Annotated in this window: 10 protein-coding genes; 4 read left to right on the plus strand and 6 right to left on the minus strand. The window is 59.5% G+C overall.

Annotated elements, in window-relative coordinates; genetic code table 11:
- Window positions 1-34 precede the first annotated feature (34 nt).
- Window positions 35-532 carry a hypothetical protein gene (locus RN346_RS05485; RefSeq protein WP_263584618.1) on the minus strand — a complete coding sequence of 166 codons (498 nt, stop codon included), beginning with the start codon at window positions 530-532 and terminating at the stop codon, window positions 35-37.
- Window positions 533-960: 428 nt separating this feature from the next.
- Between RN346_RS05485 and RN346_RS05490 the strand changes: the two genes are divergently transcribed.
- Window positions 961-1,674, plus strand: coding sequence for a haloacid dehalogenase type II (locus RN346_RS05490; protein WP_311962390.1), 714 nt, complete (start codon window positions 961-963; stop codon window positions 1,672-1,674).
- A gap of 45 nt (window positions 1,675-1,719) precedes the next feature.
- Here RN346_RS05490 and RN346_RS05495 read toward each other — a convergent pair whose 3' ends face one another.
- Window positions 1,720-2,214, minus strand: a complete 495-nt coding sequence (locus tag RN346_RS05495) for a hypothetical protein (protein ID WP_311962391.1) — start codon at window positions 2,212-2,214, stop codon at window positions 1,720-1,722.
- Window positions 2,215-2,777: 563 nt separating this feature from the next.
- On the opposite strand from RN346_RS05495, the gene RN346_RS05500 reads away from it, so the two are divergent.
- The gene (locus RN346_RS05500; RefSeq protein WP_311962392.1) at window positions 2,778-5,717 is read left to right on the plus strand and encodes a DEAD/DEAH box helicase family protein; all 2,940 of its coding nucleotides are present in this window, start codon (window positions 2,778-2,780) and stop codon (window positions 5,715-5,717) included.
- Between the two features lie 353 nt (window positions 5,718-6,070).
- Here the strand turns inward: RN346_RS05500 and RN346_RS05505 are convergent, their stop codons facing one another.
- A complete protein-coding gene (locus tag RN346_RS05505; RefSeq protein ID WP_311962692.1) occupies window positions 6,071-6,376 on the minus strand; it encodes a phosphatase PAP2 family protein in 306 nt (101 codons plus the stop codon).
- Between the two features lie 107 nt (window positions 6,377-6,483).
- On the opposite strand from RN346_RS05505, the gene RN346_RS05510 reads away from it, so the two are divergent.
- The gene (locus tag RN346_RS05510) at window positions 6,484-7,050 is read left to right on the plus strand and encodes a DUF1993 domain-containing protein (protein ID WP_311962393.1); all 567 of its coding nucleotides are present in this window, start codon (window positions 6,484-6,486) and stop codon (window positions 7,048-7,050) included.
- A 98-nt stretch (window positions 7,051-7,148) separates the two neighbouring features.
- On the opposite strand, the gene RN346_RS05515 is transcribed toward RN346_RS05510, so the two are convergent.
- The 3 genes from RN346_RS05515 to recB all read right to left on the minus strand — a co-directional run bounded on the left by RN346_RS05515 (window position 7,149) and on the right by recB (window position 13,961).
- Window positions 7,149-7,904 (minus strand): phosphatase PAP2 family protein, encoded by a 756-nt coding sequence (locus RN346_RS05515; RefSeq protein WP_311962394.1) that lies wholly within the window; start codon window positions 7,902-7,904, stop codon window positions 7,149-7,151.
- Window positions 7,905-8,022: 118 nt separating this feature from the next.
- Window positions 8,023-10,308: an exodeoxyribonuclease V subunit alpha gene (gene recD / locus RN346_RS05520; protein ID WP_311962395.1), complete on the minus strand. Its 2,286-nt coding sequence runs from the start codon at window positions 10,306-10,308 to the stop codon at window positions 8,023-8,025.
- Window positions 10,305-13,961, minus strand: a complete 3,657-nt coding sequence (gene recB / locus RN346_RS05525; RefSeq protein WP_311962396.1) for an exodeoxyribonuclease V subunit beta — start codon at window positions 13,959-13,961, stop codon at window positions 10,305-10,307. The genes recD and recB overlap by 4 nt, the downstream gene beginning before the upstream one ends.
- Window positions 13,962-14,164: 203 nt before the next feature.
- On the opposite strand from recB, the gene pncB reads away from it, so the two are divergent.
- Window positions 14,165-15,358 (plus strand): nicotinate phosphoribosyltransferase, encoded by a 1,194-nt coding sequence (gene pncB / locus RN346_RS05530; RefSeq protein ID WP_311962398.1) that lies wholly within the window; start codon window positions 14,165-14,167, stop codon window positions 15,356-15,358.
- The last annotated feature ends 42 nt before the right edge of the window (window positions 15,359-15,400 follow it).

The raw sequence follows: 15,400 nt of genomic DNA on the forward strand, positions 1-15,400 counted from the left end.
TCGATGGCATGTCTTGAGTAGTTGGGCAACTTAATCACTTCGGGTAGAAGCTCAGATGCACGATGTCATCCGAAATACCGGTGGTCACTGGCGCGACGACCACATTCCCTTGGGCATCGCGATAGCCAAAGCCGCCGTTGCCATACATATCGAAGGGCGCTAACTGCGTGAAGTCGGCGCCCTGCTCATCGGCCAAAATACCCGCCCAGGTTTCGCTCTGCGCCATCGGGTCGGCCACGCCGCTTGCCGTGATAATGCAGCGATCGTACCCCACCTCGCCCCCGATGGTGACGGTGGCAAGGGTACCGTCCAATCCCATGAACAGCAGCGCGGTGTAATTGCCTGAGCTTTGGTCGAACGGAGCATCAAAGTGCTCGGATGCGGACAGCAGGGCGATCGACTTTTGCATATCCCCACCCGCTTCAAGGCAGTAGTCCTGAAAATAGGCAAGCGCGGAATCCGTGCGCTCTTGCGCGTAAACCGTTGAGGTCGCGCATGCCAACAGGCCCGCCGCTATCAAAATCTGTTTCACTGTGACTCTCCCTTGAGTGCTTCCAACGTCTGCCCGAAGCGCTTGATGTGCCGGCTGCACGACCACCTGATCGTCGCGATCCTGGATGCCAGAAAATAATATAGATGACTCTAATGTATTAAACGGCGTGCGCAACCGGCATGGCAGCAATATGGGGCTATCGGCAACTAACGGGTGGGCGTAAAGCTGCGCGATGAAAATGAGCGTCTACGCAAAAGCTGGAGGACACTCTCAAGGAGCCGCAGGCACACCATGCTCTATGGGTGAGAGCTTCGGCTCGCGACGATAGGCCACCGAGGCGCAATAAGCGAAAGGCCCAGCGCCACGCTATCTTTCATTTCAACCAGCCTGATCGTGTCATCGATGGGCGCAATTCAGCCCCATACTGACAAGACTCAAAATAACAACAGGCCAAAAAGGAGACATGAATGAAAGCGATCCTGTTCGACGTATTCGGTACCGTGGTCGACTGGCGCACCAGCCTGATCCAGCAGTTCGGCAAGCTGGAGCAGGAGCTGGGCATCGAATTGCCAAAAGAGACGCTGACCGACCAGTGGCGCGGGCGCTACGTGCCTTCGATGGACCGGGTCCGCAAGGGCGAATGCCCCTGGACGAACCTCGATGACCTGCATCGCGAAAGCCTGGTCGAACTGCTCGATCAACACGGCATTGAACTGGATGCTTCGACGATCGAGCGCATCAACCGCTTCTGGCACCGCCTTACGCCCTGGCCGGACGTGCAGTCAGGCCTTGCGCGTCTGAAAGAGAATTACATCATCGCCACACTGACCAACGGCAACGTCTCGCTGATGGTCGACGTGGCCCGCCACGCCGAACTGCCTTGGGACATGATCTTCTGCGCCGAACTGTTCGAGCACTACAAGCCTGACGCGGAAGTTTATCTCGGCGCGAGCCGTCTGCTGAATCTGCCGCCGGAAGAGGTGATGCTGTGCGCGGCGCATAATGCGGATTTACGAGCGGCGAGGGCGTTGGGCTTGAAAACGGCGTTCATCCCCCGGCCCACGGAGTATGGTCCGCAGCAGAGCAAGGATTTGGAAGCTGAGAAAGCGTGGGATTTCGTGGCTGAGAATTTCATTGCGCTGGGTGAGCAGCTAAGGCAACAAATGCCCAGTTCGATTTGAACGGGTTACTTCTTATCAGAGCTTAAATCGCACCGGGCAACGCCATCAATTCGGGTAGAAACTCAAATGCACGATGTCATCCGAAATACCGGTGGTCACGGGCGCGACGACCACATCCCCTTGGGCATCGCGATAGCCAAAGCCGCCGTTGCCGTAATCCTCGAACGCCTCCCACTCCATGAACTCGGCACCGGCGGTCTCCGTCAGGGTGGCCGCCAGCGCTTCGCTCTGCGCCATCGGCTCGTCCACACCGGTCATGATGATGGTGCATTTATCGTCCGTAAATGAGGCGCCGATCAGCACCGAGGCATTAATGCCGTCTGGGCCGGTGTAGCTGACATAGGTGAAGTCTGACCCCATGCTGCGTTCGTTGCCAAATATGTCGGAATTGGAAAGCAGGTCTATCGATTTTTCCAGCTTCCCGCCCGGTTTCAGGCAGTAGTCCTGAAAGTAAGCCAGGCCGCTATCCATGTGATCCTGCGCAAAGGCGGTAGTAGTGGAGCACGCCAGCAGGCCCACTGCTATGAAGATGGGTTTCATTGTGGGTTCCTTTGAAGCGGTTTTGACGGTGGGGCGAGCGGTTGGCACAGCGTACTAAACGCACCGGCAGTAAAACGGCTCGCATCATCGTGACTCGTTGAAACCATAACATAATATAGATGGGGCTAATATATTCAATGGCGCGAAGACAGCCGAGCTAACGCCATGTGAGGAAGCTGCGGATTTCGGCTCAACTATTATGTCTTCGTGATCAACCAGTAGGCACAACTCAGATGAATAGTGCCGCGTGAACCATGGTGATGTAAGCGGTAGCATTGAAGCGGGGGCTCAGTAGCATCGTAAAGTGTTCGCTACCGACTAAAAGCTAAGCCGTTGAAGTAGAGTTAACCTAAATTAACTGGTACTATGTAGAATATTAGAGCGAAAATTTCTTTAGAATGATTTCGCTTTTAGCCCCTAAGCGGATATATCGGCAATATAAGTTCAAAAAGCCAGTGTCTGGGTCCGGCTGATCTTGTTCTAATGCCTACATAGTTAAAGTTATTTGCAACAGGGGCATTGTGCCACCTAGCAAAAAACCTTTCTGTTCTCAGGTATTCATCATGGACGACTTGGTAATAACGCATTCGGATGTGTATCAAAGCTGGCAAGACCATCTATTCAATTTTAGAATGGACGACCCCAAGGCAAATACGTCTGGTCTACGAAAGCCACAATTAGCCGCACTTTACGCGACCCTAGGTCAGCTGGTGGTTGAGCCCGCTACTACGGCGACAGTGGTCATGCCCACTGGCACCGGTAAAACCGATACAATGCTCGCGCTAATAATTGCCGCAAAAATGAGGCGTACATTGATTCTCGTACCATCGGACGCTCTCAGAACTCAATTGATGAACAAATGCGCTGAGTTGAAAACGCTGCGTACAGTTGGGGCAGTATCGGACACGGCGCGCAATCCTATTCTTGCTGCCATTGATTCGAAGCTGTCGGAGGCGCAGGTTGCTGAATTAGCTACTGCTAACATCATTGTGGCCACTCCCCAAGCATTGTTGTTATTCGAAAATACCGCTTTGGATTCGTTAGTGAACATGTGCAGCCACTTGATGATTGATGAGGCTCACCATGTCGTGGCAGCAAGTTGGAGCCGAATCAAAATAGCCTTTAAGGACAAACCTTGCATTCAGTTCACTGCGACGCCATTCCGGGAAGATGGTTTGGCTTTGGCTGGCAAGATTATCTACAACTACCCGCTTCGTGATGCGCAGCTTGATGGCTATTTCAAAGGTATTGAGTTCCATCCAGTACGGGAATATAACCTCAAACTGTCGGACCAAGCCATTGCAGATAAGGCTGTTGAGCTGCTCCGAGCTGACCTTAAGGCAGGTTATAACCATTTGATGATGGTTCGGGCCAAGTCGCATAAGAGGGCTAAAGACCTGTTTGAGATTTACGGTCAGTATCTTGATCTAACGCCAGTTCTTATCCATAGCAAGGTGCCGAATCAAGCCAAAGTGATGGCAGATATCGTCAATAAAAAGCACCGGGTCATCGTGTGTGTAGATATGCTTGGCGAAGGTTTCGATCTGCCCGAGCTTAAAATTGCCGCCATTCATGATCAACATCAAAGCCCTGCTGTAACACTACAGTTCATTGGTCGGCTAACTAGGGTAGATGCGGCTCTTGGTGATGCTAAGTTTGTGGCCAATATCGCTAATCAAAAGACCGATCATCAAATGTCAGCCCTTTATAAGGAGAGTGCTGACTGGGGGGCAGTCATTCGCGATGTAAGTGAGCAAAAAGTCAGCCGGGAAATTGCAAAGTCGGATTTTAACGAACAGTTTGCGGACGTTGATGATGCCCAAGTGATTTTCGGACTGAACCCAAACCCCAAAATTAGTGCTGTGGCGTATCGCGTTTCCCCTAAAGACTGGACTCCAAAGCGTGCGCAATATTTGAATGGGCGTAGAGAAACACTGCAGTACATTTCGATCAATGATCAGTCTGATACAGTCATTGTCGTCACCCGGAGAGAGACTCCTGTTGGATGGGCTCAGACCGAAGAAATTATTGATACCAACTGGAATCTGTATATTGCTTTTTACAACAAAATGCAGGAAACCCTCTTTATTCACACCTCGGGCGACGACACTCAGGCAGCTCGCTTTCTCAATCTTGTTGCCAAAGACTCACGTCGCATCAATGGTGAGCCCACCTTCCGTACACTCCACGACATTCAATTGATGAAGCTACAGAACGTAGGCCTTTCACGCGCCCGGAAAGACCTACGCTTCACGATGCATGTCGGACGCGATATAAATCAAGTAATCAGCGACATCGAAAAGGGCAATGCTACAAAATCCAATATCTTTGCCACAGGTTTTTGGAATGGAGAACGAACTACCGTGGGCTGCTCGCACAAAGGCAAGATTTGGGAGATGAATACCTCCCCAATTAACTACTGGATAGAGTGGTGCAAGCGCATTTCGGTCAAACTCAATGACAACACCATCGACCCTGCTGATGTACTCAAAAATGTTATGCGTGTTGACCAAATCAAGAGGTGCTGGCCAGAAGGCCTGTTTTACGCTGACTGGCCTGATTCGATCGCGATTGAAAACGAGCAAAGAATCTCGCTGTATTATCAGGGGGAGACGTTTAATCTTCTTGATGTCGAGCTTGGTAAACCTCATTACAGTGGCCCACTGACATTGAATATCCCCATCTTGGTTGCAGGTAATGATGGTGGGGAGCGTCATCTTACTTCCATTGCTATCAACTTGTTGGAGGATGGGTACAAGACCTCCTGCCCGGGTGCGAAGATTCTTTGTCCACACGAAATGCCCTTGGATTCCTATCTGGATGCAGAACCACTTGTATTACTCAAGGTCGACGGCTCCATGGTACAGGGCAACTACCGTCATTACTCACTCAACAGTATGGATGTCAAACTGCCTGTCGGTTTGCTTGAACCTTGGAGTTGGGGAGCGACGAAAATTCATCAAGAGTCCATGCGTCCAGAGAAGCGTGTGGATTCAGTACAAGGTTTTACATTTGCAAAGATCGCTGAGGATTACTCAATCGTCTTCAACGATGACGGTAAAGGCGAAATCGCTGATCTAGTAGCAATTCGAGAGAGCAAGGATGCTATCTACATTGACCTCTTCCACTGCAAATTCTGTCCGATGACTAATGGTGTGGCCACGCCTGGGTCGCGCGTCGCCGATGTATACGAGGTATGTGGACAGGCGTCGAGATCGGTGAAGTGGCTTCATACCGGTGATAAGTTCTTCAACCGACTGATGGATCGCTACCAGAAATCATTGCTCAATGACTTCGACAGAATTCTAAAAGGCACACCACAGCAACTGGAGATACTTCGCAACAAGTGTCACGATCACGAGCTGATCTTCAAATTTGTGATCGTGCAACCTGCGATATCAGTAAAGAAAGTATCGCAGGAGCAGCTTGCAGTCTTGGGAGCGAGCTACTCTTATATCAAGAGCATATCAGGTTCGGACATCAAGGTCGTTGTTAGCCCTTAATTTATTTATACCAAATTAATTACAACTAATTTCATTCGTTAAACGCCGTAATTCATGTTTCTAATCTCTACTTCGCTTTTCTCGCTAAAAGCTTTTCTGCATGCCTTAAAAAATTAACGGTCAATTCGGAAAATTCTAGTGAAAAAATAGATCAGTTGGCTGTCGCGAAAAAGAGTAGCTGCACTAAAAATTGAAAAAAAGCGTGCCAAGAAATCCAGAGAGTAACTAATCAAAGAAAAAGCACGCATCAAAGCTGCGCTGCTATTTGATACATTATATCAGTATCGCCTAAAAGGCCCCCTATGTTGTTAGGGCCACTTTCAGTGAGTTGCCCTGCATTAATTTGAAGTGGATTAATCGCTACCCGCCTCACTCTCTTCCTTCTCAATCTGCCTACGTCCCTGCATCCAGTGCATCACGCCCCAGCAGATCGCGGCCCAGCTCGCGCCGGCGGTCCAGCCGAGCAGAGTCAGCAGTATCGCCAGGATCAGCAGGTACGCATTCAGTCGCAGCGCGGGCTGAATGCGGATGAGGAGGACGGCCAGAGTCAGGTAGGTCACGCCGAACATCATGGAGTGGCCGCTGGAAAAGCTCGCGGTGTAGATCATGGCTTCATGCGGCGCGAGATCCGGGCGGGGGCGGTCAAAGCCCAACTTCATCACGGTGCAACCGACTTGATGGCTATTATTCGCAATAACTCACGTTTATAAAGAAGCCTCGCCCTCACAATCATTCGGCCACCATCGATTCAACAGGAAGAGAATCCATGTCACTAACGCAGCTGCTGGTACCCACTTACACCCAAATGCTGGGCGCGCTTTCCAACTGGTTAAAGAAGGCTCAAAGCCAGCTGCCTGATGCCGAGGCACAAGCGCTGCTCTCCGCGCGGCTTGCGCCGGATATGTTCCCGCTGTCGACGCAGGTGCGGTTTGCTTGCGTGCAGGCGCAAGAGGCCGTCCACCGGTTGCAGGGTGAGGCGCTACCGGCTTCTATCAAGGAAATGCTCGACGAGGGACGAAATGCCGGAGAGAACCCTGGAACGTTTGCAGAGGCGCAGGCGCGTATTGAGGAAACCCTTGCCTTGCTCAACGGGCTGGCTTTTGATGCGCTGGATGCCAAGGCGGATAAGCCGTTAGTGCACGAGCTGCCCAACGGTATGATTCTCGACTTAACCGCCGAGCAGTATGCCCGCGATTGGACGCTGGGGCAGTTCTACTTCCACATCATGACCGCCTATTCCATCTTGCGCAGCGAGAAGGTCGAGCTTGGGAAGGCCGATTATGTCGCGCACCTGTTTCCCTATATTCGCCCTGAAACGCTTCCCAAAGGCTAAGCGGCTGGTTTGGCGGCGTAGCCCTTGGCTTCTTGAGGGGCAGCCATTCGCGGGCGCGGGTGATGTCGGTCTACGCCCGTTCCCGCATCAAGGTCGGGCTAGTCGCTGCTCGCCTCGCGCGCTTCCGCCTCGATCTGCCCACGCCCCTGCATCCAGTGCATCACGCCCCAGCAAATCGCGGCCCAGCTCGCGCCGGCGGTCCAGCCGGCGAGCACGTCGGTCGGCCAGTGAACGCCGAGATAAACGCGGCTTGCGCCCACCAGCAGGGTGAGCAGTATCGCCAGGATCAGCAGGTACGCTTTCAAGCGCAGCGCGGGCTGGATACGGATGAGGAGGGCGGCCAGCGTGAGATACGTCACGGCGGACATCATGGAGTGGCCGCTGGGAAAGCTCGCGGTGTAGACCATGGCTTCGTGGGGCACGAGATCCGGGCGGGGGCGATCGAAGCCCAGCTTCATCACGGTACTGAGCAGAATGCCGCCGGGCACCGCCACCAGCGCGAAGAGTGCGGCGCGAAAGTGTTTGGCCAGTAGCAGATACCCCAGCGCCCCCAGCGTGAGCATTACCAGCACGCCCACGCCGCCGAGTGCGGTGAAGTCCCGGCCCATCTCCTCGACCCAGCCCGGGCCGATCGGGTCGTTCAGGTCGGCGGGGTTGCGAAGGGCGAGCAGCAGGCGCTCGTCGAAGCTCTGGGTGTCGCCCTCGATGACTTCACCGGCCAGCGCGACGAAGCCCCAAATGCCGCCGGAAATGATCGCCAGGCACAGCAGCAGGGCGAGTTCGTGACGGCCCAGCCGCGACAGCAGGGAAAAAGCCTGACGCCCCATGTGGCCCATCCGTTTTTGATACTTCATTGGCAAATCCCTTGCGTTGATAGCGTTGTACCGCCTCGATTACAGCGGGTTTTTTAATGGCCAGGCGCCGTTCCCGTGCGCTCGACCGTGAGTGTTTTAACCTTGCCCGCTATACGGATCAAGCCCGCATGACTTCCCGCACCACCGCCTCATTCAAGATTCCGCGCTTGGCTTCCACCACGGTCAGCCACTCGCGGGCGCGGGTGATGCCGGTATAGACGAGTTCGCGCGTTAGAATCGGGTTGATCGTGGCGGGCAGCAGGAGTGCCGTGTGGACGAACTCCGAGCCCTGGGATTTATGCACCGTCATCGCGAACACGGTTTCCACCGAGTGCAGGCGCGAGGGCAGCACCCAGCGGATGGGGTGGGCCGGGTCGCTCGTCGGAAACGCGACGCGCAAAAGCGACTGGCCGGGCGCGCGCGGGTCGGGCACGGCCAGCGTGATGCCGATGTCGCCGTTCATCAGTTTTAGCGCATAGTCGTTCTGGGTGACCAGCACCGGGCGGCCCTCGTACCAGCCTTTCTCCAGCGTCACGTCGTTGGCACTCAGCCACCCGTTTCGGCGAAGAGTATGAGCGATGCGCGGATTCAACCCTTCCACGCCCCAGGGGCCCTTGCGCAGCGCGCACAGAAGCTGAAAGCGCCCGTAAGCGGTCAGCACTTGGCCGGCCCAGGCGTCGAATGCGCCCGGGTCCGCCTCGAAGGAGGCGCCTTCGGGGCGCTGGGCCTTGAGCACGCTCAAATAGTGGCGGTAGCCGGTGGGCGGGGCCACGGGGTTACCCTTGTGATCGGTGCGGCCTTCGCCGTTTTGCGTAAAGCCCGCGGGGCTCCCGTCGATCACCAGCGCGTCAAGCGCGGCATCGTCTTGGCCGCTTGCGCCACCCAGCACGCGGTGCTGTACATCTGGGTAGCCCTGGCGCAATAGCTGGTTCACCGCCTGCTGTTTGTCACGCTCGCTCATGGCGTCGCCGGGCTGGTTGATCGCCTGGGCGAGCTGGCCGATGCCGCTTTGCTCATTAAAGCGGTGGCTGACCCGCAGCATGGTGATCGTCTGATCCAGCGGTTGGCCCTGCTCGTCGATGAAGGCCTCCGGTATCGGCTGGCCGGTGGCGGCTTCGAGCCAGGCGGCGGTCGCCCTGGTGTAGTGGGCGGCCTCGGCGCGGCGGCACAGCTCGCCGAGCACCGCGCCGGCCTCGACCGAGGCGAGCTGATCCTTGTCGCCCAGCAGCACCAGCTGGGCGTTTGCGGGCAGGGCGCTGAGCACGGCGGTCATCATTTCGATATCCACCATCGAGGCTTCGTCGATCACCAGCACGTCGAGTGCGAGCGGGTTGTGCGGGCCGTGGCGGAAGTGGCGGGTGTCGGGGCGCGCACCCAGTAGCCGGTGAAGGGTGGTGACCTCGGTGGGGATGGCGCCGTCTAGCGCGCCATCAAAGTGCTCGCCCAGCAGCGCCTCGAGCGCAGCGGTGGGCAACCCGCTGACCTGGCCGGCGATGGACTCATTGAGCCGCGCGGCGGCCTTGCCGGTGGGAGCGGCCAGGCGGATGCGTAGCGGCTCCGCCGGGGCGTGGGAGAGCCGCAGGGTTTGCAGCAGCGCGAGCAGGCGCACCACGGTGGTGGTCTTGCCGGTGCCGGGGCCGCCGGTGATGACGGCGAAGCGGCGGCGAGCGGCCAGCGCACAGGCGGTTTTTTGCCAGTCCAGGGTTTGGGTATTAGTGAAGAGGGTGTTTAGGGCCCGGGAAAGAAGGTCAGTTGCTGTGGCGTGATCGGGATGACTGGCGTCATCCATCGCCCAGTGAACTGGGCTCCTACCCGTATTAGCCTGCTCGAATACATCTTCGTTTGCGGTGAGGCGGGTGGCGATTTCCGCGTGCAGGGTCTGCTCGTATTGCCAAAAACGGCGCAGATAAAGGCGCGTGGCGCTGGCGACCAGTGGCGTGTTGCCGGGGCCGTGACTTACCAGCAGCGGGTGATCGAGCGCGGCCTGCCACTGTGCAAGCGTTAGCGTTTCGAGCAGCGCGCTTGGCAGCAGCGGCGGCTCGATCAGGTCGTCGCCTTCCGGCGGCAGCGATAGCGCGAAATCCGGCGCGTCCAGGGTGGCGGCCAACTCCAGGCATACGTGCCCGCGGCCGAGCTGGTGGCTGGCAAGCGCCGCCGCCAGCAGCAACAGCGCCGGGGCGGCCGGGGCTTCCGTCAGCAGAAAGCGCGCCAGCGCCCGGTCCAGATCGCGCAGCCAGCCCCGCGCCACCCAGCGCTCGAGCAGATCGAGCAGCGCCTGAGGGTCATGAAGCGCAGCGTGCGGTGTGGCTGGGGCGACGGGCGCGGCGTTGGCGCTGGGCTCACGCGTGGCGGGCTCATCCGGCGTATCGAAAAGGTCGAAGGTCTGCGTGTCCTTACGGCTCATGCGGTGGCCTCCTGCTGGGCGCCGGTGAACAGGGCATCCAGCGCCTCGATCAGCGCGATGGGCGCGGGCTCGGCGTACACGCCCCGGCCCTGGCTCGAACTGCCGCGCAAAAACACGGTGAGCGAGCCGCCCAAGTGGCGGTGCGGGTCGTAGTCACTCAGGCGCGCTTTCAAGAGCCGGTGCAGGGCGAGCAGGTAGAGCGCGGCCTGCAGGTCGTAGCGTTTCTCCAGCAGCGCCTGGCGCAGCGCTTCCTGCTCGTAGGCGGCATCCGTCGGGCCCAGGTAGTTGGATTTCCAGTCGAGCACGTAAAAGCGGCCGTCGTGCTCGAAGGCCAGGTCGATGAAGCCCTTGAGCATGCCGTTGAGCGTGTCGCGGTCCAGCGCCGGGCGGGCGTGGCCGGCCAAAAAGTGCTCGCTCACCAGCGCGTCGATTCGGCGGGTATCCACTGCTTTGGCGGCCAGCCAGAACTCGAGCTCCACCTGGTAATCACTGAGCTCGGTCAGCGCCACGCTTTGCGCCCCGCCAAGCGGCAGGGGCGTGGCTAAAAGCGCCTTTAGCCAGCCGGAAAGCGGCGCCTGCCACACCTGCCAGCCGCGAAGCTGCACCCGGCGCCAGAGCATGTCCTCGAAGGCCTCGTCATCATCGAGTGCGGCCTGAAAGCCGGCGCGGCCCGCCCACTCCAGAAGGCCGTGCAGAAAGGTGCCCGGCCCCGGCCCGCGGGGGAACTTGTGCAGGTGAAACGCCTGGGGCTCGGCCAGGTCCTGGGGCTCATTAAGCACCTCGAACGCGGTCGCTTCCTGGGCGGTAGTGGGCTCCAGCGGCGCGCTCGAAGGTGCGGTGAGCGTGCCGGAAAGGCGCAGCGCCGAATAGCTGGCGATCCACCAGTGCTCGCGGGCCGGCCGCGTTGGCACGCGGGCGTGGCCCAGCGTCTCGCTATCAAGCGCCGGGGCCAGCCGCAGCGCGGTGGGCGCCGGCGGCTCGGCCACGTGGATGTCGCTGCCTTTCGCAAGCGCCTCCAGCGCCGTGGCGAGCGCGGCGGGGGCGATGGGCTGGCCCGCGTTCAACAGATACCCCACCGCGCTCGCCTCGCCCTCCTTCAGCGGGGCCAGGCCCAGCCAGGTCGCGTGGCGGGCGCGGGTCAGCGCCACGTACAGCTTGCGCAAATCCTCACCCAGGCGTTCACGCTCGGCAATCGCGAGTATTTCCTCGTCGGCGTTCAGGCTAAGGCGCAGCTGGCCGTCACCGTCGTGCCAGCGAAGCGGCAGATCGTCCGCCTTCACTGGGCGGTGGTTCTGGATGAAGGGCAGAAACACCAGCGGGTACTCGAGGCCCTTGGACTTGTGAATGGTGACCACCTTGACCAGGTCGGCGTCGCTCTCCAGGCGCAGCTTGTGGCTGTCGTTCTGACTGTTTGGGTCGGCAATGGCTTCCATCAGAAAGCGGATCAGGGCGTGCTCGCCGTCGAGCTCCTGGCTTGCCTGCTGTAAAAGCTCGCCCAGGTGCAGAAGATCGGTGAGTAAGCGCTCACTGTCTTCGAACTCGGCCAGAAGACGAGCGGGAATCTCGAAGTCCGCCATCAGCCGGCGCACCAGCGGAAGCACCCCCTGGCGCTGCCACAGGCGGTGGTAGTGGCTAAACTGCACCACCCGCGCCTCCCAGGCCAGCTCGTTTTGCTGCAGGTGGTCGAGCTCGGCGAGACTTAGCCCCAGCGCAGGTGTCGCCAGTGCCGCTCTCAGGTGCGCCTCGGCCTGGCGCGAGCTTGCCAGCGGCTCGGCGCAGGCGCGAAGCCACCGCTCCACCTGGGCGGCCATGGGCGAGGCGAACACCTTGTCGTGGTCCGACAGGTACACGCTTTTTACCCCGCGGCTTGAAAGCGCCAGGCGGATCGCGCGGGCCTCGCTCAGGCCGTTGACCAGCACCGCCATGTCGGAAGGCTTCAGCGGCGTCAGGCCCTGCTCGCTTTGAAAGCCGCTTTGCCCCCGGCGGCCCGACTCCAGAAGTGCGGCCATGTGAGAGGCGCAGCGTTCGGCCATCTCGGTCTGGTAGGCGGTTTTCGAGAGCGGCTCGTTGCTTTCCAGGGGCCAGAGCGTCATCGCCGGGAGCGGGGCGCCTTCGTGTACCAGCTGCTCGCTGCGCCCGCGGGCCTCCACCGGCAGAAACGGCAGCGGGTTGTCGCCGTGCTCGTCGCGAAACAAAAATGCGCCGCGCGGATGCGCGTCGGCGTAGCGAAAGCAGTGGTTGACCGCCTCGACCATGGCGCGGGTGGAGCGAAAGTTGGTTGAAAGCGTGACGTGGCGGCCGTCGGTATCCTGGCGGGCCTGCAGGTAGGTGAAGATATCCGCGCCGCGAAAGGCGTAGATCGCCTGCTTGGGGTCGCCGATCAGCAGAATCGCGCTGTCGCGGCGTTGAGTGGCTACCTGGTAGACCGCATCGAAAATGCGGTACTGCACCGGGTCGGTGTCCTGGAACTCGTCGATCAGCGCGACCGGAAACTGGCGGCGGATCTGAGCCGCCAGCGCCTCGCGGTTGGGGCCCTTGAGCGCTCGGTCCAGATGGGTCAAAAGCTCAGTCGGGCCCATTTCGGCGCGGCGCTGCTGCTCGCGCTCCAGGCGCACCTTGCACCACTGCACGGCGTGAATCAGAAGATCACTGTAGGGCTCTGGCAGCGTATCGAGCGCCGGCTTGAGCGCGGCCAGTGCCTGCCAGGCCTCGGGGCAGGGCGGCTCGCCCTCTATCCAGATCTCCGCCATGCCTTCCGGCGTCAGGCGCTTCCAGGCCGAGTCGGTCAGCGCCGGGCGCTCCCGATCGCTTTGGGCCCACTCCTTGAGCGCCCCCAGCCAGTTGGCGCGGCTTTTGGCGTTGAAACTCTGGCCCTTGAACGCCTTGGCCTTCGCCGCGTTTTCCAGTGCCGGCACCAGCTCGTCGAGCCATTGGGGCCAGGGGGCTTTCAGCGCCGCCAGCGCCTCATGCTTTTGCGCCTCCACCGCGGCCAGGGTCGTTTGTGGGGCCGGGCGCGGCTCGCCAAGCGCCTCGCACTCCGCCAGCAGCCGTGAGAGCGTCTCATGCAGTTCTTTCGGCGCTTTCCAGTAGCGGGTGATGTGGGCAAGCGCCTCGATATCCAGCGGGTAGTAGAAGGTGCGCCAGTAGTCGCGTACCACCTCCTGCTCGAGCTCGCGCTGGTCGTTTTCCAGGTTAAGTGAGAAGAGGCTGCCGCTATCGAAGGCGTGCTCGCGCAGCATCCGGTAGCACCAGCTGTGAATGGTCGATACCGCCGCCTCGTCCATCCATTCGGCGGCCAACTCCAGCCGGCGGGCGCAGGCGGGCCAGGCGCCTTCATCGTACTGGGCGCGAAGTTCACACAGCAGGTCGTCATTTTGGGCACCGCGAAACACCGCCGCGGCTTCCACCAGCCGCGCGCGAATACGCTCGCGAAGCTCCTGGGTGGCGGCATTGGTGAACGTCACCACCAGAATTTCCGGCGGCGTGAGCGGGCGCGGGTAGGCGGTGTCGTCCTCTTGAGAATGACCGCCCAGCACCAGGCGCACGTACAAAAGCGCGATCGTGAAGGTCTTGCCGGTGCCGGCACTGGCCTCGATCAAGCGGCTGCCGTGTAGCGGCAGGCCCAGTGGGTCGAGTGGGGCGGGTTGGCTCATGAGGTCTCCGGGTGCGGCAGGAAAAGGCGCCCGGAGGCGCAGGTTTGGCACTATATCGCGATGGTTTGAGGGGATCAAAAGGCGGGCGGCGTTTGCCCGGGCTGTGAGTCAGGCCCGTCACCTGCTAATCTTGTCGGCCAGCCACGCCAGGATAGCCGTCATACGCTGTCGTGGCTTTAAGTTTATGCTGACGATGAGACACCATGCTGACATCGCTTCTCGATAACGATTTTTACAAGATCACGATGCAAAACGCCGTGATTAAGCGCTTCCCCTACGCCCACGCGCACTACGCCTTCATCAACCGGGGCGAGCATCGCTTTCCTGACGGGTTTGGCGCCGCGCTTCGCCGGGAAGTGGACAAGATGGCATCGCTTGCGCTCAGCGAGGACGAGAAGCGTTATCTGGAAACCACCTGCCCGTACCTCGACCCGACCTACCTCGATTTTCTCGCCGGGTTTCGTTACGACCCCTCCGAGGTGATCGTCGAGCAGCAGGGAAGCGACGTGTCGGTGGTCATCGAAGGCCCCTGGTACCGCACCATCCTGTGGGAAGTGCCGCTGATGGCGCTGATCAGCGAGCTCTGGTACGTGCTGCGCGACGAACACGCCCCGGACAACACGGCGGAGCTGATCGAGGAGCGTACCCGCGAGAAGATCGAACACTACCGCGATCTGGGCCTCAAGATCGCCGAGTTCGGCACGCGGCGGCGCTTTTCGTTTGCGGTGCACGACCGGGTCGTGGGCGCGCTTCGCCACTACGGCGGCGACACCTTCACCGGTACCAGCAACGTGCTTTTGGCCATGCGCCACGGGGTGAAGCCGATTGGCACCCACGCCCACGAGTGGTTCATGTTCCACGGCGCGCGCTTTGGCTTCAAAATGGCCAACAGCCTGGCGCTCGAGCACTGGGTGGACGTGTATCGCGGCGATCTCGGCATCGCGCTGACCGATACCTTCACCACCAAGGCGTTTTTCGAAAGCTTCGACAAGAAGTTCGCCAAGCTCTTCGACGGCGTGCGCCACGATAGCGGCGACCCGGTGGAGTTCGCCAAGGCGACCATCGAGCACTACAAGCGCCTGGGCGTGAACCCGCAAACCAAAACGATCATCTTCTCCGATGCGCTGACGCCGGAGCGGGTCGAGCGCATCCAGGCGTTCTGCCAGGGGCGCATTGGCACCGCCTTTGGCATCGGCACCAACTTCACCAACGATGTCGGCGTCGAGCCGATGAACATGGTGATCAAGATGGTCAAGGCGCGCCCGGAAGGCCAGGGGTGGCTTCCGGTCATCAAGCTATCCGACGTGCCGGACAAGCACACCGGCGACCCGGACATGATCGCCCTGGCCAAACGCATCCTGTCGTTAAGCCACGCCACGCCGGAAACCTGCCCCTGATCGAGCCAGGCGCGGCTCGTACTTTAAAGCGCCAATCGGCGG

It is taken from the genome of Halomonas sp. PAMB 3232 (assembly GCF_031954225.1).
Taxonomy (GTDB): Bacteria; Pseudomonadota; Gammaproteobacteria; order Pseudomonadales; family Halomonadaceae; genus Vreelandella.